19 protein-coding genes and 1 other annotated feature are annotated in these 17,839 nt (G+C 43.2%); of the genes, 15 read left to right on the top strand and 4 right to left on the bottom strand.

Annotated features, from left to right (window positions below; translation table 11 throughout):
* Positions 1-10 precede the first annotated feature (10 nt).
* The 4 genes from recD2 (at position 11) to C6Y03_RS15705 (ending at position 3,345) form a co-directional block, all read left to right on the top strand.
* Positions 11-2,395 carry an SF1B family DNA helicase RecD2 gene (gene recD2, locus C6Y03_RS15720; protein ID WP_106039598.1) on the top strand — a complete coding sequence of 795 codons (2,385 nt, stop codon included), beginning with the start codon at positions 11-13 and terminating at the stop codon, positions 2,393-2,395.
* 74 nt (positions 2,396-2,469) lie between these two features.
* Entirely contained in the window at positions 2,470-2,988 is a 519-nt protein-coding gene (locus C6Y03_RS15715; RefSeq protein WP_045209900.1) for a PRC-barrel domain-containing protein, read from the top strand.
* A gap of 13 nt (positions 2,989-3,001) precedes the next feature.
* The gene (locus tag C6Y03_RS15710; protein WP_003216308.1) at positions 3,002-3,193 is read left to right on the top strand and encodes a hypothetical protein; all 192 of its coding nucleotides are present in this window, start codon (positions 3,002-3,004) and stop codon (positions 3,191-3,193) included.
* 20 nt (positions 3,194-3,213) lie between these two features.
* On the top strand, positions 3,214-3,345 hold the full coding sequence (locus tag C6Y03_RS15705; protein ID WP_003216198.1) for a YrzQ family protein: 132 nt from the start codon (positions 3,214-3,216) through the stop codon (positions 3,343-3,345).
* 35 nt (positions 3,346-3,380) lie between these two features.
* Here the strand turns inward: C6Y03_RS15705 and C6Y03_RS15700 are convergent, their stop codons facing one another.
* The 4 genes from C6Y03_RS15700 to C6Y03_RS15685 all read right to left on the bottom strand — a co-directional run bounded on the left by C6Y03_RS15700 (position 3,381) and on the right by C6Y03_RS15685 (position 6,332).
* Positions 3,381-4,031 carry an amino acid ABC transporter permease gene (locus tag C6Y03_RS15700; RefSeq protein ID WP_060596860.1) on the bottom strand — a complete coding sequence of 217 codons (651 nt, stop codon included), beginning with the start codon at positions 4,029-4,031 and terminating at the stop codon, positions 3,381-3,383.
* 15 nt (positions 4,032-4,046) lie between these two features.
* Positions 4,047-4,700: an amino acid ABC transporter permease gene (locus C6Y03_RS15695; protein WP_060596859.1), complete on the bottom strand. Its 654-nt coding sequence runs from the start codon at positions 4,698-4,700 to the stop codon at positions 4,047-4,049.
* An 80-nt stretch (positions 4,701-4,780) separates the two neighbouring features.
* Positions 4,781-5,590 carry a transporter substrate-binding domain-containing protein gene (locus C6Y03_RS15690; RefSeq protein ID WP_095285500.1) on the bottom strand — a complete coding sequence of 270 codons (810 nt, stop codon included), beginning with the start codon at positions 5,588-5,590 and terminating at the stop codon, positions 4,781-4,783.
* A gap of 13 nt (positions 5,591-5,603) precedes the next feature.
* On the bottom strand, positions 5,604-6,332 hold the full coding sequence (locus tag C6Y03_RS15685) for an amino acid ABC transporter ATP-binding protein (protein ID WP_034661507.1): 729 nt from the start codon (positions 6,330-6,332) through the stop codon (positions 5,604-5,606).
* 167 nt (positions 6,333-6,499) lie between these two features.
* On the opposite strand from C6Y03_RS15685, the gene C6Y03_RS15680 reads away from it, so the two are divergent.
* From C6Y03_RS15680 to C6Y03_RS15630, 11 genes are all read left to right on the top strand, one after another.
* Positions 6,500-7,564, top strand: coding sequence for an AI-2E family transporter (locus tag C6Y03_RS15680; protein ID WP_060596856.1), 1,065 nt, complete (start codon positions 6,500-6,502; stop codon positions 7,562-7,564).
* Between the two features lie 43 nt (positions 7,565-7,607).
* Positions 7,608-7,816: a binding site (T-box leader), on the top strand.
* Positions 7,817-7,896: 80 nt separating this feature from the next.
* Positions 7,897-10,533 (top strand): alanine--tRNA ligase, encoded by a 2,637-nt coding sequence (alaS, locus tag C6Y03_RS15675; RefSeq protein ID WP_106039597.1) that lies wholly within the window; start codon positions 7,897-7,899, stop codon positions 10,531-10,533.
* Positions 10,534-10,622: 89 nt separating this feature from the next.
* A complete protein-coding gene (locus C6Y03_RS15670; protein WP_024718370.1) occupies positions 10,623-10,889 on the top strand; it encodes an IreB family regulatory phosphoprotein in 267 nt (88 codons plus the stop codon).
* Between the two features lie 3 nt (positions 10,890-10,892).
* A complete protein-coding gene (gene ruvX, locus C6Y03_RS15665) occupies positions 10,893-11,309 on the top strand; it encodes a Holliday junction resolvase RuvX (protein ID WP_034661502.1) in 417 nt (138 codons plus the stop codon).
* A gap of 15 nt (positions 11,310-11,324) precedes the next feature.
* Positions 11,325-11,609, top strand: a complete 285-nt coding sequence (locus tag C6Y03_RS15660) for a DUF1292 domain-containing protein (protein ID WP_034321391.1) — start codon at positions 11,325-11,327, stop codon at positions 11,607-11,609.
* Positions 11,610-11,763: 154 nt separating this feature from the next.
* Entirely contained in the window at positions 11,764-12,330 is a 567-nt protein-coding gene (locus C6Y03_RS15655) for a biotin transporter BioY (protein ID WP_106039596.1), read from the top strand.
* Entirely contained in the window at positions 12,327-13,790 is a 1,464-nt protein-coding gene (locus C6Y03_RS15650) for an acyl-CoA synthetase (protein ID WP_106031252.1), read from the top strand. Before C6Y03_RS15655 ends, C6Y03_RS15650 begins: the two co-directional genes overlap by 4 nt.
* Positions 13,778-14,866: an acetyl-CoA C-acyltransferase gene (locus C6Y03_RS15645; protein WP_106031253.1), complete on the top strand. Its 1,089-nt coding sequence runs from the start codon at positions 13,778-13,780 to the stop codon at positions 14,864-14,866. The genes C6Y03_RS15650 and C6Y03_RS15645 overlap by 13 nt, the downstream gene beginning before the upstream one ends.
* 73 nt (positions 14,867-14,939) lie before the next feature.
* The gene (mltG, locus tag C6Y03_RS15640; RefSeq protein WP_106039595.1) at positions 14,940-16,022 is read left to right on the top strand and encodes an endolytic transglycosylase MltG; all 1,083 of its coding nucleotides are present in this window, start codon (positions 14,940-14,942) and stop codon (positions 16,020-16,022) included.
* Between the two features lie 211 nt (positions 16,023-16,233).
* Complete coding sequence (locus tag C6Y03_RS15635) at positions 16,234-16,899, top strand: O-methyltransferase (protein WP_034661491.1); 666 nt, start codon at positions 16,234-16,236, stop codon at positions 16,897-16,899.
* Positions 16,896-17,825, top strand: a complete 930-nt coding sequence (locus tag C6Y03_RS15630) for a peptidase U32 family protein (RefSeq protein ID WP_106039594.1) — start codon at positions 16,896-16,898, stop codon at positions 17,823-17,825. The genes C6Y03_RS15635 and C6Y03_RS15630 overlap by 4 nt, the downstream gene beginning before the upstream one ends.
* Positions 17,826-17,839: the final 14 nt, after the last annotated feature.

Below are 17,839 nucleotides of genomic sequence, written 5' to 3'. Positions count from 1 at the left end.
GGGAAGACCTGTGCAGGAACATTCAGATCAAATGAAGCTTGAGGACGAACCGTTTTTAAAGGGGACAGTTCAAGCCGTTATTTTCCATAATGAAAGTAATTTATACTCGGTGTTAAAGGTGAAAGTCATTGAAACATCGGAAAACTTAGAGGAAAAAACAGCATCTGTCACAGGCTACTTCCCAGCACTTCATGAGGAAGAAACTTACACCTTCTATGGCAAAGTCACAAGCCATCCGAAATTTGGTGAACAGTTTCAGGCCACTCATTTTCAAAAGGAAGTACCGACAACGAAGCAAGGAATCATTCATTATCTCTCAAGTGATTTATTTGAGGGGATAGGGAAAAAGACGGCGGAAGAAATTGTGGGGCAGCTTGGCAACCAGACGCTTCATAAAATTATGCGTGACCCAGCTGTTTTGTATGATGTTCCGCGCTTATCAAAAAAGAAGGCAGATAAGCTGGCTGCAGCGCTCCAGGAACATCAAGGATTGGAACAAATCATGATCAGCCTGAATCAATATGGCTTTGGTCCTCAGCTCAGCATGAAGATATACCAAGTGTACGAGAGTGAAACGCTGCAAAAGATTGAGGAAAACCCGTATCAGCTCGTCAAGGATGTCGAAGGGATCGGATTTATTAAGGCGGATGAGCTTGGCGCTAGAACCGGCATCTCAGGAAATGACCCAGAGCGAATCCGTGCAGCCCTGCTTTATACAGTCGAAACAGCAAGTCTTCAGGACGGTCATACGTACATACAAACGAAAGATTTGATCGTTGAAACCCGCAAGCTGCTCAATCAGACAGGCAATGAGTACAAAGTGACGGAAATGGATGTCGCCAATCAGATCATTGCACTTGGCGAAGGGAAAGAGATGATCATTGAAGATGAGCGCTGCTATCATCCGTCCTTATTTTATGCGGAGCAAAGTGTCGCCAAACGAATACAAAAAATCGTCTCCCAAACGGAATATGCAGATCAATTCCCTGAATCAGAATTCCTGCTCGCACTTGGCGAGCTCGAGGAACGGCTGGGCGTCCAGTATGCGCCGACACAAAAGGAAGCGATTCAAAAGGCACTCATGTCCCCGATGCTGCTTTTAACAGGCGGACCTGGGACTGGGAAGACAACGGTCATTAAAGGGATTGTTGAGCTTTACAGCGATCTTCACGGTGTATCTCTTGATCCGAGTGATTACAAAAAAGATGAATCCTTTCCATTTGTGCTTGCGGCGCCAACTGGACGAGCAGCTAAACGGATGACAGAATCAACAGGGCTTCCAGCTGTAACCATTCACCGTTTGCTCGGCTGGAACGGATCAGAGGGCTTTTCGCATGATGAGGAACAGCCGATTGAAGGAAAGCTTGTCATCATTGATGAATCAAGTATGCTGGATATTTGGCTTGCGAATCACTTGTTTAAAGCGATTCCTGATCATATCCAAGTGATCATGGTAGGAGATGAACATCAGCTTCCATCTGTCGGACCAGGCCAAGTGTTAAGGGATTTACTTGCCTCACAAGCCGTACCAGCTGTTACACTGACAGATATTTACCGGCAGGCAGACGGCTCCAGCATTGTTGAACTTGCACATGATATGAAAAATGGCGTCCTGCCAAAAGATATTACCGCACGTTCAAAGGATCGATCTTTCATAAAATGCTCAGCTGATCAAATGAAAGAAGTGATTGAGAAAGTCGTCAGCAATGCTGCTCAAAAAGGCTATTCAGCAAAAGACATTCAAGTGCTTGCGCCAATGTATAAAGGGAAAGCAGGCATTAATGAGCTCAATAAAATGCTGCAGCACATTTTGAATCCAAAAAAACCAAAGGGCAGAGAAATCCCGTTTGGTGATGTGGTGTACCGGACCGGTGATAAAGTGCTTCAGCTTGTGAATCAGCCGGAAAATAATATTTTTAACGGTGATATCGGCGAAATTGTCTCGATTTTTTATGCGAAAGAAAACACGGAAAAAGAAGACATGGCTGTGATCTCCTTTGATGGGAATGAAATCACCTTTACAAAAAAGGATTTTCATCAATTTACACATGCCTATTGCTGCTCCATCCACAAATCACAAGGCAGTGAATTCCCAATCGTTGTGCTGCCAGTCGTGAGAAGCTACTACAGAATGCTGCGGCGAAATCTGCTGTACACAGCTATTACACGAAGTAAAAAGTTTTTAATCCTGTGCGGCGAGGAATCAGCGCTGGAGTGGGGTGTGAAAAACAATGAGGATTCGCTCAGACAAACGTCCTTAACGATGCGGCTGATGCAAACTGATGAAGTTATGGATGCGGAGCTTGCAGCGCTCCAAAAAGAGCTTCCGTTTAGCGTACATGACGCAAATATTGGCATGGAGGGAATCACTCCGTTTGATTTTATGCATGAATAAAAGGCTTCCATACGGGAGCCTTTTTAGCGTGAAAAGAAATCCTCATATTACGTTCATGGAAGCCATTTCTTCGTATGAGTATCGAAGCAAACGCACACGATAAGACTGTTCCGCAAAAGGTGGTTGAGCACATTTTGAGAACATGTCGAGAGCTTGAAGGAATGTCAATCTATACAGGTGAGCTGTCTCATTCACTTGGTTCCATTAAAGATATTTGCTTATTAGCCGGAGGCAGCTGCGGAGGATATGTGTTAGATGGGAAAAAGAAAGACTGTGCACTCATTCCATTCTCTGCTGGTGATCAGCTGACAGACAAAGGCTTATATGTGAGCTGCCAGGAGGGAGTAGGCATGGATTCCTCTGCCCCATCCTTCTTATTTTCGAAATTGAAAAAGAAAATGATGCAGTCACCTGAGGGTGAAAATTTAGGCATTTTGGAAGATGTATACTTTTGCACAAATTCGGGCACAATCGTAGCATATGAACTCTCGGACGGCTTCTTTACAGAGCTATCAGGGATTCGAAAACAGCTGCAGGCTGCCGGAACCTTGATCAACGTTCAAAAGGAAGCACTTGTTCTAAACCGAACGTAAAGAGGTGCTGATTATGCTCATTTGCCCAAATTGCAAATGTAAAGACATCGGAAAAATTGGGGTCAATCAATATTATTGCTGGGGCTGTTTTATTGAATTGACGCTGTCAAAAGGCAAAATATCTACACACCAAGTGGAAGAAGACGGGACACTAAGCAGCTTAGATGATCTGTTTAGTGATGATGAACGTTCAATTCAACTATAAGTGTTAAGGGGGAATTTCGAATGGGCAAAATGACTTCTTCACTATTAACGCTTGGTGCAGGTGCACTCGCATATCACTTTGCAAGTCGATATGATATGCCATCAAAGCGGGATATGAAAAAGCTAAGAAAACGTGTTATGAGAATGATGTAAACAAAAAGGCATCCGCCAAAAGCGGATGTCCTTTTTTACGCCTGCCTGTATTCTAATCGGCGTGCAAGTAGTGATAAGCTGAAATTGACGACAAAATACATCATCGCCGCTAATAGGAAAATGGGCAGTAAGTAAGATTGGCTCTGACCGTTTAATATTTGAGCGTGATGCAATAGTTCTGGAAGTGCAATGACAACAGCAAGCGACGTATCTTTTAAAAGAGAGATGAATTGACTGACAATTGGCGGCACCATTCGGCGTAAAGCCTGCGGCATAATAATCATTTTTAACGTTTGAATATAGGTTAAACCAGAAGACCTGGCTGCTTCGATCTGCCCCTTATCAATTGATTTTAAACCGCTTCGAATAATTTCTGACAGCATCGCTGATTCAAATACGGTTAAAGCTGCAATAGCCGAGGCTGTAATGCTCAGCTTAATGCCGATTTCGGGCAGTGCAAAATACGTAAAAAAGATGATCAATAAGAGCGGCAGGTTTCGAATGGTTTCTACGACGACTGCAAGTATCTTTGATAAAACCGGAATTTGAGCGAACCGCAATGTGCCAATGACTAATCCAATGAGAAAGCTCAAAATGATGGAGATAAAAGCCACTTTTAAGGTGACAGCAAATCCTTCAAGTAAAAAGGCGAGATGATCAGGCTGGTAGGCACCTATAAAATCCATGGTGTTTCCTCCTTTCTAGTGGCTTCTTGCTAATCTTTTTTCTAAATAACCAACGCCTATACTGAGCGGAATCGTTAATAGCAGATAGAACATGGCAACAAAGATGTAGACATCAAATGTCACAAATGTTCTAGAAGCGATGAGGTCTCCTTGATACATAAGATCAAACCCTGCAATGACACCTAAAATAGAGGAGTTTTTGACAAGGTTAATAAATTGATTCCCAAGAGGGGGAATGACAATTTTAATCGCTTGCGGCAGAATGATATACCGCATCGTCCCGCCATAGGATAGACCTGAAGCACGGGCTGCTTCCATTTGTCCAAGCGGTACAGCTTGTATCCCTGCGCGAATGGCTTCAGCAATAAAGGCAGACGTATAAATGGCAAGGGCAATGGTGCCAGCGGTGAAGCCATCTGCTACAATACCTAGCACGGGTAAACCAAAGAAGAAAACAAATGTAATCAATAATAACGGAATATTCCGAATAAATTCCACATAAGCCGTTCCTAACCAGTTGAGCGGCCTGAGTGGCGCAATTCTCATAATGGCAATGAGTGTACCGATCAAAAAGCTTCCAATCAAAGCAATGACACTTGCACCAATGGTATATTTAAAGCCTTCTACATAAAGATTGAAGTTTTCAGTGAGAATGGAAAACCGCAGCAATCAGTTCACTTCCTTCCTGATCAACAGGGGAGCCAATGAGCGGCTCACCCTAAGATAATAGGTCTTAACAAGTCAAACGGTTATTCTTTGATCCATTTTTGATGAATCTTGTCATACTCTCCATTGTCTTTTAAGGTTTTTAGGGCTTTATTGATCGCAGTTGTTAATTCCTGATCCCCTTTCTTTACAGCAATGCCATAAGGCTCATCTGTAAAGGTGCCGCCGACGACTTCGTAATTTGAATCCTCATCTGCCATACCAAATAAGATCGCATTATCAGTTGTCAGCACTTGCCCTTGGTTTGATTTTAAAGCTGTAAAAGCTTCCTGATAGTTCTCAAATTCTAATACAGACGCTTCAGGTGCTTTTTCGCGGATATTTTGAGAAGAAGTAGATCCTTTCACTGCAAGCACTTTCGTCCCTTTTTTAAGATCATCAATCGATTGAATGTCGCTTCCTTTTTTCACAAGCAGTGATTGTCCTGCTTCAAAGTAAACATCTGAGAAATTGACTTCTTTTTTACGCTCTTCGGTAATCGTCATGGTTGCGACGATCGCATGAATATCTCCTTTTTGCAGTAAAGGGATTCTCGTTTTCGATGTCACTTCTTTGAATTCTGCTTTTCCTTCATCACCGAGCATTTCCTTTGCGATGGCTTTTGCTATATCGATATCAAATCCTTCGATATCTCCGCTGCTAGGATTTTTTAGACCGAAGAGACGTGTATCATTCTTGACCCCGAATATGATTTTTTTGTCTTTCTGAATGGCTTCTAAAGAGCTTCCTTGCTTTGCATTCGTCGAGCCTTTTTCAGCAGAGCCGCAAGCAGCTAAAGCGGCAATACAGCAAGTCATAAAGAGTAGTAGGCCAAAGCGTTTCATTTTTTTCATCAAATCTTTCCCCCTAGTGATTTAAAATACGGCTTAAAAAGAGCTGAGCGCGTTTCTCACGCGGTTTCTCATAAAATGCAGCCGGTGTTGACTCTTCAAGAACTCTGCCTTCATCAATAAAGACAATGCGGTCGGCCACTTCCCTGGCAAAGCCCATCTCATGTGTGACGACAACCATGGTCATTCCTTCTCGGGCGAGCTGCTTCATCACATCTAGTACCTCTCCAATCATCTCTGGGTCGAGTGCGGATGTCGGTTCGTCGAACAGCATGACCTCTGGCTTCATCGCAAGCCCTCTTGCAATGGCAACACGCTGCTGCTGTCCGCCTGAGAGTCTTGAAGGGTAGGCGTCAGCCTTATCAGGAATGCCGACTTTATTTAAATAAAATTCGGCTGTTTCCCTCGCTTCTTCCTTGCTCACCTTTTTCACCTTCATTGGCGCAAGCATAATGTTTTCAAGCACCGTTTTATGAGGATAGAGATGAAAATGCTGAAACACCATCCCGATATTTTGCCTGACAAGATTAATGTTGGTCTTCGGATGCTGAACAGGCACTTGGTTAACGAGTACCTTTCCCTCATCAATGCTTTCAAGACGATTGATGCATCTGAGCATCGTGCTTTTACCTGATCCTGAAGGACCGATGATCACGACCACCTCACCTTTTTGAATATGTAGGTTAATGTCCTTAAGTACATGGAACTGGCCATAATGCTTGTTGACTTCTTCGAATGTGATCATAAAAAACCTCCTCTTGTACATGATGGAATATTCAGTGGAGATATTTTAGTGACTTTTGATGGAGCTGTATGTTTCATGTGTATTCATTTTTAACAAAGTTAGGACAAATTTTATTTACATGGATAATTGCAGAAGAAGGTTAAACAATAAGAAAAGAGGTGAAAAAGGTGAAGAAACGTCCGATCCAATTTCTGATATATGCTGCAGGGGTCCTGCTTGTCCTTGCATCCTTGCTCATTTTACTGCAGCTCGACGAGTTATGGATGCCTATTTTTTTGTTGTTAAAGGCGGTTCTGATTCCGCTTCTCATTGCTATTTTTATTTCTTATCTGCTTTATCCGATAGTGGAAAGATTGCACGCGGGGGGCTTACCAAGGACTGTTAGTCTCTTATTGATTTATGTACTGTTTTTTGGCGGGATTGGGCTTGCGGTTTATAAAGGGGCACCTGTCATGATTAAGCAGTTAAATGAGCTGTCAGAGCAAATTCCTGTGCTTGCCGAAACGTATAATGGCGCCTTATCTCATATTCATCGTCATACTAGCCATTGGCCCGACGGACTTCACGACAGGCTGGACCGTTTGATTGTCCAATCGGAGACATATGCAGCTAACGGCGCAGAGCGGATGATTCTTAGCTGTAAAGTATTACTTGATTACGCATTAGTTGCAGCGCTCATTCCTTTTCTTGTTTTTTATATGGTGAAGGACATGAATACGATGAAGCGGGCTGCATGGTATTTAACGCCGCCCTCATTTCGAAAGAGGGGGCATGCGTTTGTGAAAGCAGTTGATGAATCGCTTGGTAATTATATTAGAGGGCAGCTGCTTGTCTGTTCCTTAATCGGCGGTGCAGCAGCCATTGTGCTCTGGCTGTTTCATATCCCGTATCCGCTTGTCCTTGGTATGCTGATTGGCGCAACGAATGTCATTCCGTATTTTGGACCGATTATTGGCGCAATTCCCGCTGTCTTTATCGCGTTTACCATCTCGGTCAAATCGGTTATTATTGTGCTGATTACAGTAGCAGTGCTGCAATTTTTAGAAAGCAACGTCCTCAGCCCGATCATCGTAGGGAGAAGCCTTCATATGCATCCTGTCGTCATTATGCTTGTCTTGCTCGCAGGAGGAGAGTTATTTGGCTTAATTGGGATGATTTTAGCGGTACCTACAGCTGCTATAATCAGGGTGATCATTGTGCAATATATCCTCATGAGACGAAGCGTTCATTGACAAGAGGAGCCGAGTTGTCTATAATAATTTCGATTCATACATACTGAATTCAATGACGGACCCGAGTACGTTAAAAAGCTGTTGCAGAGAGAGGCTTTATTTTGCTGAGAAAAGCCTTATCAGACCTTTAACGGAAGCTAGTCCCGAGTGCAGATAAACACTGCCGCTCTCTTCCGGCGTTATCGGATGTGAAGGTGATAGACGAATAGGTCTATAATCAGGGTGGTACCGCGAGAGCATCTCGTCCCTGTGTAAGTCGTTTTGTGCTTGCATAGGGCGGGATGTTTTTTCGTTTGTGTGGAGATTGATGAATGATAAGGGAGGATTTTTGAATGAAAACTTTAACTTCAGCTCAAGTACGCCAAATGTTTTTAGACTTTTTTAAAGAAAAAGGACATGCTGTAGAACCGAGTGCGTCACTCGTACCGCATGACGATCCGACACTTTTGTGGATTAACAGCGGCGTGGCAACATTAAAGAAATACTTTGATGGCCGCGTCGTACCTGACAATCCGCGTATTTGCAACGCGCAAAAATCGATTCGTACAAATGATATTGAAAATGTAGGAAAGACAGCACGCCATCATACGTTCTTTGAAATGCTCGGCAACTTCTCTATTGGTGATTATTTTAAAGAAGAAGCGATTGAATGGGCGTGGGAATTCCTCACAAGTGACGAGTGGATTGGCTTTGACCCGAATTTGTTATCTGTCACTGTCCATCCAGAGGACGAAGAGGCGTATGTTCTATGGAGAGATAAAATCGGTGTTCCTGAAGAACGTATTATTCGTCTTGAAGGAAACTTCTGGGATATTGGCGAGGGCCCAAGTGGACCGAATACGGAAATTTTCTATGACCGCGGCGAATCATACGGTGACGACATGAACGATCCAGAATTATATCCTGGCGGAGAAAATGAGCGTTATCTAGAAGTGTGGAACCTTGTGTTCTCTGAATTTAACCATAATCCAGATGGGTCATACACGCCGCTGCCGAAGAAAAACATTGATACAGGGATGGGTCTTGAACGAATGGTATCCGTCATTCAAAACGTGCCAACGAACTTTGATACAGATCTATTCATGCCGATTATTCGTGCAGTTGAGACCATTTCTGGAGAAAGTTATGGCGAGACAAAGGAAAAGGATACAGCATTCAAAGTCATTGCTGACCACATCCGGACGGTTGCCTTTGCTGTAAGTGATGGAGCGCTTCCTTCCAATGAAGGCCGCGGGTATGTGTTAAGACGTTTGCTTCGCCGTGCCGTGCGTTATGCAAAAACCATTCACATCCATCGCCCGTTTATGTTTGACCTAGTTCCAGTTGTGGCGGAAATCATGAAGGATTTCTACCCAGATGTACAAGCAAAAGAAGAATTTATTGCGAAAGTCATCAAAAATGAAGAAGAACGTTTCCATGAAACACTGAACGAAGGGTTAGCCATCTTGTCAGAAGTCATCAAAAAAGAAAGAGACAAAGGCAACACGCAGATTTCAGGTGAAGATGTCTTTAAACTGTATGACACGTATGGATTCCCTGTTGAGCTGACAGAAGAATACGCAGAAGATGAGAACATGACAGTGGATCGAGAAGGCTTCCAGGCTGAGATGGAGAAGCAGCGTGAACGCGCAAGAAATGCGAGACAAGATGTCGGCAGTATGCAGGTTCAAGGCGGCGCTCTAGGAGATATTAAAGTAGAAAGTACATTCGTTGGCTACGAAAATCTAACGGCAGATGCCCATATTGTCGAATTGCTTCAAAATGGTGAAATTGTCACAGAAGCACATGAAGGCGATACGGTACAAATCTTGTTAGATGAAACACCTTTCTATGCGGAAAGCGGCGGACAAGTGGCTGATAAAGGAACATTAAAAAGCGCTGAAGTCATCATCGACATTAAAGATGTGAAAAAGGCGCCAAACGGTCAGCATGTCCATGAGGGAGTGGTTGTAAGCGGTACAGCCAAAAAAGGACTTGAAGTCACTGCAAAAGTGGAATCAGCTCTTCGAAAAGGCATTGTGAAAAACCATACAGCGACACATCTTTTGCATCAGGCGCTAAAAGATGTATTGGGCAGCCACGTGAACCAAGCGGGATCATTGGTGAATGAAAACAGACTTCGCTTTGACTTCTCTCACTTTGGACAAGTGACAAAAGAAGAATTGTCTCAGATTGAAAAAATCGTGAACGAAAAAATCTGGGAAGGCATCTCTGTTGCGATTGACCTGAAGCCGATTGCTGAAGCAAAAGAAATGGGTGCAATGGCGCTCTTTGGCGAGAAGTATGGCGATATTGTCCGCGTGGTCCAGGTAGGCGATTACAGCATCGAGCTATGCGGCGGCTGTCACGTGCAAAACACGGCGGAAATCGGGTTGTTTAAAATTGCGTCTGAATCGGGTATTGGTGCTGGAACACGCCGGATTGAGGCTGTGACTGGTAAAGGTGCATACGAAGAATTAAATGACCAGCTGGCCATTTTAGAACAGGCAGCGAGTGAGCTGAAGTCAAATACGAAAGACGTACCAAAACGTATCGCCGCATTGCAGGCAGATTTAAAAGAGGCTCAAAGAGAAAACGAATCTCTTCTTGCAAAATTAAGCCAGGCTGAAGCAGGCTCTATTTTAGAGAAAGTGACAGAAATCGGCGGAGTGAAAGTGTTAACTGAAAAAGTAAACGCGAAAGACATGAACCATTTAAGAACAATGGTTGATGACTTAAAAGCCAAATTAGGATCAGCTGTCATTGTGCTCGGAGCCGTTCAAAACGGAAAAGTAAACATTTCAGCAGGAGTGACAAAAGACGTCATCGAAAAAGGTCTGCATGCAGGGAAACTTGTAAAGCAGGCAGCTGAAATCTGCGGCGGAGGCGGAGGCGGACGTCCAGACATGGCACAAGCAGGCGGTAAACAACCGGAAAAGCTAGAAGAAGCACTGGCAACTGTCGAAGAATCTGTCAAATCCGTTTTATAATCAGGCGATGTAGTGTAGAATAATGGTATTAGATGAGCGGTTAGAAAAAAGCTTGCTAGTAGAATGTTGGAAGAGAGGTGCAAGAAGCAGTGAGTTCATTTGATAAGACAATGAAGTTTAACTTCTCTGATGATTCAGCTGAAACCAATGTGAATGAAGTGCTCATTACAGTATATGACGCACTCCAAGAAAAAGGATACAACCCGATCAATCAAATTGTCGGATACTTGCTGTCAGGCGACCCTGCTTATATTCCAAGACATCAGGATGCACGCAACCTAATTCGTAAACTAGAACGAGACGAATTAATTGAGGAATTGGTTAAATCGTACTTAGAGACACATAAAGAGGCGTAAAACATGAGAATTTTAGGCTTGGATTTAGGCACGAAAACCCTTGGTGTTGCGATCAGTGATGAAATGGGATGGACAGCGCAAGGGATAGAAACAATTAAAATTGATGAAGCAGGCGGAGACTTCGGTCTCAGCCGCCTGTCTGAGATCGTCGCGCAATACGGAACGGATAAAATCGTACTTGGCTTTCCAAAAAATATGAACGGTACGGTCGGTCCTAGAGGCGAAGCCAGCCAATTATTTGCGAAAGTGTTAGAAAACACGTACAATGTTCCTGTTGTGCTTTGGGACGAGCGTCTGTCGACAATGGCAGCGGAAAAAATGCTCATCTCTGCAGATGTGAGCAGACAAAAGCGTAAAAAAGTCATTGATAAAATGGCGGCTGTTATGATCCTGCAAGGGTATTTAGACAGCTTAAATTAAAATGAGGTGAATCAAATGGAACACGGAGAAAAGCAAATTACAATCGTTGATGATAATGGAAATGAACAGCTTTGCGAAGTACTATTTACTTTTGAAAGCGACCATTTTAACAAATCATATGTTCTTTACTACCCAATTTCTGAGCAAGACAATGAAGAAATTGAAATTCATGCATCAAGCTTCACGCCGAACGAAGACGGTGAAGATGGCGAGCTAGAGCCTATTGAAACGGATGAAGAGTGGGACATGATTGAAGAAACGTTAAATACGTTCTTAGATCAAGAAGAAGACGAAGAATAGAACGAATAAAAGGCCTGTGAACGGATCTTGGTGATCTTTCTTCACAGGTCTTTTTTTACGATCAATATGTTAACTTTATTTTATTTTATGTTGACATAATAAACTGTACCTTTTACTCTATTTTTAACAATGAATTGAGTGAGGGGTATGAATATTGAAAATTCAAGACATGATGCAAATGGCGTTAATGACAGCGGTTATCGGAATGTTAGGGTTGATCCCGCCGATTTTACTTACGTTTACACCTGTACCAATCACATTGCAAACGGCAGGTCTTTTGCTTGCTGGGGGGCTGTTAAAGCCAAAACAGGCACTGATCAGTTTACTTCTGTTCCTCTTGGTTGTGGCAGCAGGCGCACCTCTTTTGTCTGGTGGGAGAGGCGGAATAGGGGTCTTTTTTGGACCAAGCGGGGGTTTTTTATTAGCTTATCCAGTGGCTGCCCTTATGATCAGTTTGTGGCTGAACCGACTAAAAAAAGTGACCGCTCTGCGTCTTTTTATGATCTTTGCGGTATGCAGTATTGGAATTTTGTATCTATGCGGCATTCCTTTTCAAGCCATGATGATGGATATAAAGGTCACTCAGGCAGCTCTTCTTAGTCTGATTTATATTCCAGGTGATCTCATCAAAGCGGGCATGTGTGCCGTTCTCACGGTGAAAATCATTGAGGCCATGTCATATCGAAAAAGGGATGTGCATAAAGGGAGGCGTGCGGTTTGAACAGAATAACGGATAGCTATGCATTACATGCAGAAATGAACCCAGATCATATCGCCATCATTGATGGAAAAGAAAGGGTCACTTATCAAGAGTGGTATGAACGTGTCCAGACATCGGCACAATGGCTACAACGAACGGCTCATGAGAAAAAAAGAGTCGCTTTTTTATTATCAAATGGTGCTTCTTTCTTGCAAATATTTGCTGGCGCTGCTTGTGCAGGCTGGACAGCTATCCCGCTTGATCCGAGATGGGGCCATGAGGAATGTGTAGAAAAGCTTTTGTTAAGTGAGGCAGCTCTCGTCATTATAGAGGATCGATATATGAAAAGATTTGAAAAACACAGCGTAGACATGCCGGTTTTTTCTTTATCTGAATGGAAGGAAAGAATGAGCCTGATCACACAAGGTCCATATAACAAAAGCGACAGCGAGAACGACCCTGTCTTTTATATGGGATTTACGTCAGGATCAACGGGTTCACCTAAAGCCTTTATCAGGCGTCAGCAGTCATGGATCGAAAGCTTTCGAACGACAGCGGTTACATTTGGAATCACTCATCAAGATCATGTTCTTATAGCAGGCACACTCTTATCCTCTCACTTTTTATATGGTGCCATCAGTACCCTATACTTTGGCGGCACAGTGACGCTTTTAGAAAAATTCACGCCAGTGAAAGCAAAGAAAGCTTTAGAGACAGGAGACATCACTGTTATGTATACTGTCCCGACAATGACAGAATCGTTACTGCAAATTAATGTTTTTGAGGGAGATAACCCGCTTCTTGTCATATCATCCGGAGCAGATTGGGGCATCTCATCAAAAAAACAACTTGTCACCAACTATCCGCATGTCACTTTTTTTGATTTTTACGGCACATCAGAGTTAAGCTTTGTTTCCTACTTATCTTCAAATGACTTTCTGCAAAAACCTTCTTCTGTCGGACGACCCTTTTCTTCCATTCAAGTTGAAGTGAGGCGGGCCGATCAATCTGTCTGCCAGCCAAATGAGACAGGAAGAATTTATGTGAAGAGCCCAATGTCTTTTTCAGGCTACTTACATGAGGTGAAACCGCCGGAGGAGTGGCTGACAGTTTATGATATGGGCTGGATGGATGAAGACGGCTATTTGTATATGAGCGGCCGTGAGAATGGCATGATCGTCTATGGGGGGCTGAATATTTTTCCGGAGGAAATTGAACGCGTGCTAAATGAACAGCCCGAGGTGAAGCGGTCGATTGTGGTTGGCGTTCCTGACCCATATTGGGGTGAAATTCCTGTTGCCATTATTGAAGAAGGACAGCAGACAAAGACGGTTCGGCAAGCTGTCAAAGAAAAATTGGCTGCCTACAAGATGCCTAAAAAATGGCTTGTCATTGATCAAATGATTGAAACATCTGGGGGAAAAATAGCACGTGCCAGCATGAAAAAGTGGGCGGAGGAGCAGTTGTCATGCAAGCAGTAATCGTACAAGCAAAACGGACACCCTTCGGTGATAAAAACGGGATGCTGAAGGATTATCGTCCAGAGCAATTAGCCGCGCCCCTTATTCAGCATTTGTCTCAAGGGATGACGCCGGACGACGTCATATTAGGCAATGTTGTAGGAGGCGGCGGAAATATGGCCCGTCTGTCCTCATTAGAAGCAGGGCTTTCTTTGCACGTTCCTGGTATGACGATTGATAGGCAGTGTGCCTCTGGTCTTGAAGCAATTCGAACAGCTTGCGTCATGGTTCAATCAGGGGAAGGTTCAATGTATATCGCTGGCGGGACTGAGAGCATTTCCAGATCACCAATGAAAGAAAGAGCCCGCTTTTCACCTGAATGGATAGGAGATCCGGCTATGGGCGAAGCAGCAGAGCTGACCGCCTCGAGATTTTCTGTGACAAGAAAAGAACAAGATGATTATGCGCAATTAAGCTGGGAAAGAAGTATAGACTCAATCAAACGTGGTACATATTCAGAGGAAATTGTTTCGATTAGCGGACTGAGCATTGATGAAGCGGCCGCTAAAATAAGACCGATGGAGAAGCTGATCCAGCGGGCAAAGCCTGTATTTTCACCGGGAAAAGGAACTGTGACTGCCGCCAATAGCTGCAAAGAAGCAGACGGGGCAGCAGCGGTCGTTGTGATGGAAAGAGCGTTAGCGGAGGCGAATGATTTTCAGCCGATGCTGCGATATGCTGGAAGTGCTGTGACGGCGATGCATCCACATTTTCCAGCTGCTGCGCCGATTGATGCGATCAAGAAACTTCTAGATCAAGAGAAAATTAAGGCAGAGGATGTAGCGCTGTTTGAAATCAATGAAGCCTTTGCTCTGAAAATAGCGTTGATTGCTCGTACGCTTGGTATTCCTTATGACCGGATCAATAAAAGAGGCGGTGCACTTTGTCTTGGTCATCCATACAGCGCATCGGGAGCTGCTATGATGGTGAGACTATTTTACGAAGCACGCGCTTTACCAAATGGAAGCTATGTCATGGCTGCTATTGGAAGCGGTGGCGGCGTTGGTTTAGCCGTATTATGTCAAGTTCTGTCATGAGATGCATGAGCAAGTAATTGCCGAACTCCGTCGAATCATGTACTATAAAAGCTAGATGTGAGGAGGGCCATGCATGTTTTCAGAACAAAAGAAACGACCATTTTTTAAAAGAAAAATGGGGATCGTCCTGTTATCTGTTCTTGCTGTCATCATCATTACAGCATTATCAGGCTTTTTATATGTTAAATCAGCACTTGGACCGGTCGATCAAAAAAGCAAACAAACGATTAATATTCATATTCCAAATGGGACATCTGTCCGTGAGATTGCAGGCATTTTAAAAGAAAATGGGCTCATTTCGAATGACACGATTTTCACTTATTATGCAAAATACAAAAATGCGTCCGGATTTAAAGCAGGGTATTTTCATTTAAAACAAACGATGGACGCAGACAAGCTGATTCAAAAGCTGACATCTGGAGGGACAGACTACGCCTTTCAGCTTGTGATTCCAGAAGGAAAACAGCTGTCTGATATTGCGGCGATTATTGCAAACCAGACGCATTTTTCAGCCAAGGAAGTGGAAGCAAAGCTTGATGATCCTGCGTTTATTCAAACGTTAATGAAAAAATATCCGAAAACGGTGACATCACAGGTAAATGGCAAACAGGTGAAACATCCGTTAGAAGGTTATTTATTCCCTGCGACGTATCCATTTTATCGCGAGGATGAATCACTCGAAACGATCATTGAAACAATGATTAAACAAACAGATCAATACGTGAAAACGTATGAAAAAGACATGAAAAAGACAAACATGTCCATACATGATGTGTTAACGATGGCATCACTGATTGAAATGGAAGCGACGGAAAAGACGGATCGAGCAAAAATCTCCAGTGTATTTTATAACCGGTTGAAAAAGGACATGCCGCTTCAAACCGACCCAACCGTTCTTTATGCACTGGGTGAGCATAAATCGCGCGTTTATTACAAAGACCTTAAGGTGAAATCTCCTTATAATACGTATAATAACAAGGGGCTGCCGCCTGGACCTATTGCAAATGCTGGTGAATCTTCATGGAAAGCGGCACTGCATCCAGAGAAAACGGATTATGTGTATTTCCTTGCGAAGAAAAATGGAGAAGTCGTCTTTACGAAAACGTTAAATGAGCACAACAAAGCGAAAGCAAAATACATCACAGGCAGTAATTAATGTACATGTGAATCGAAAAAGACTGTAGACAATACAAGATTGCCTGCAGTTTTTTTCGTTGAAATATCCATTTTATAGGTTCGCAATTACCACTTCTTTGTGGTAAAATATATCGGGTTGTTTTTACTTAGATGAACGAAAGATTGACGAGAAAGAGAGCTGCAATAGGCAGGACTCTTCTTTTTCAGGTCATGAAGGAGCTAGACAAATAATGACTATCGAAGATGATCAAATCAATGATTATATTGAACATTTAATTCACCCAAGTCCTGATGCAATCGCTCAATTAGAGGTATACGCAAAAGAGCATCATGTGCCAATTATGGAAAAGGTGAGCATCGAGCTTTTACTGCAGCTGCTGTCGATGAAAAAGCCGAAGAAAATTCTTGAGGTTGGGACAGCGATTGGCTACTCCGCCATTCGAATGGCGACAGCTCTGCCAGATGCTGAGATTTATACGATTGAGCGAAATGCGAAACGCTATGAAGAAGCGACACGGAACATTGAGGAATTAAAGTTAAAAGAAAGAATACACGTGTTCTTTGGTGATGCCATGGAATCGGCTAAAACGGTCCAAACGATGGCGCCCTATGACGTGATCTTTATTGATGCCGCAAAAGGGCAGTACAAACGTTTTTTTGAGCTGTTTGAACCGATGCTTGCTCATGACGGAATGATTATAACAGACAACGTATTATTCAAAGGCTTAGTGGCAACGAACTATGAAGAAGAAATTGAAGATAAACGAAAAAAACAATTAATTGGAAAAATTGATCGATACAATCAATGGCTCATGTCAAACCCTGATTTCCAAACGTGTATTATTCCAGTTGGAGACGGGATCGCCATTAGTACAAAAAGAGGTGACCAATCATGAAAAAACCAGAATTGCTTGTGACGCCAAGCAAGGTGTCAGACGTACTGCCATTAATCGAGGCGGGAGCTGATGCATTCTTCATAGGCGAACAAACATACGGTATTCGTCTTGCAGGCGAGTTTTCAAGAGAAGATGTGAAACAGACGGTTGAGCTGGCACATGCGCATCACAAAAAAGTGTATGTGGCGATGAACGCGATTTTTCATAATGACCGTGTGCAGCTGCTTGGAGATTATTTAACCTTTCTCGATGCATTAAACGTAGATGGCGTCGTCTTTGGAGACCCAGCCGTGATCATGGCCGCAAAGGAAACTGGGGTGAGCCTGAATCTCCACTGGAGTACAGAAACGACTGGGACAAACTATTACACTTGTAACTACTGGGGCAGAAAAGGCGCAACGCGTGCTGTTCTTGCCAAAGAGCTGAACATGGACAGTGTAATCGACATTAAAGAAAATGCTGAGGTGGAAATCGAAATTCAAGTTCATGGCATGACATGTATGTTTCAATCGAAACGTACGCTCATTGGCAACTACTTTGAATACCAAGGCAAACAAATGGACGTTGAAGGCAATAATATGGAGGAAGGACTATTCCTTCATGACCAGGAACGTCAAAACAAATACCCTATTTTCGAGGATGCAAACGGCACACATATTATGAGTCCTAATGATGTGTGTATGATTGACGAATTAGAAGAATTTGTTGACGCAGGCATTGACTCATTTAAAATTGACGGAATTTTAAAGTCACTTTCTTATATGACAGAGGTGACGTCACTATATAGAAAAGCAATTGATTTATTAGCGGCTGACAAAGACGCCTATGAAGATCAGAAAGAGGACTGGGTGAAGCGAATTGAAGAGATTCAACCAGTGAATCGTTCGATTGATACAGGATTCTTCTTTAAAGAAACGGTTTATTAATATAAGAGGAGGCA

The organism is Bacillus sp. LNXM65 (assembly GCF_002998575.1).
Classification (GTDB): Bacteria; Bacillota; Bacilli; order Bacillales; family Bacillaceae; genus Bacillus.
This window is presented reverse-complemented; position numbering and strand designations above follow the sequence as displayed.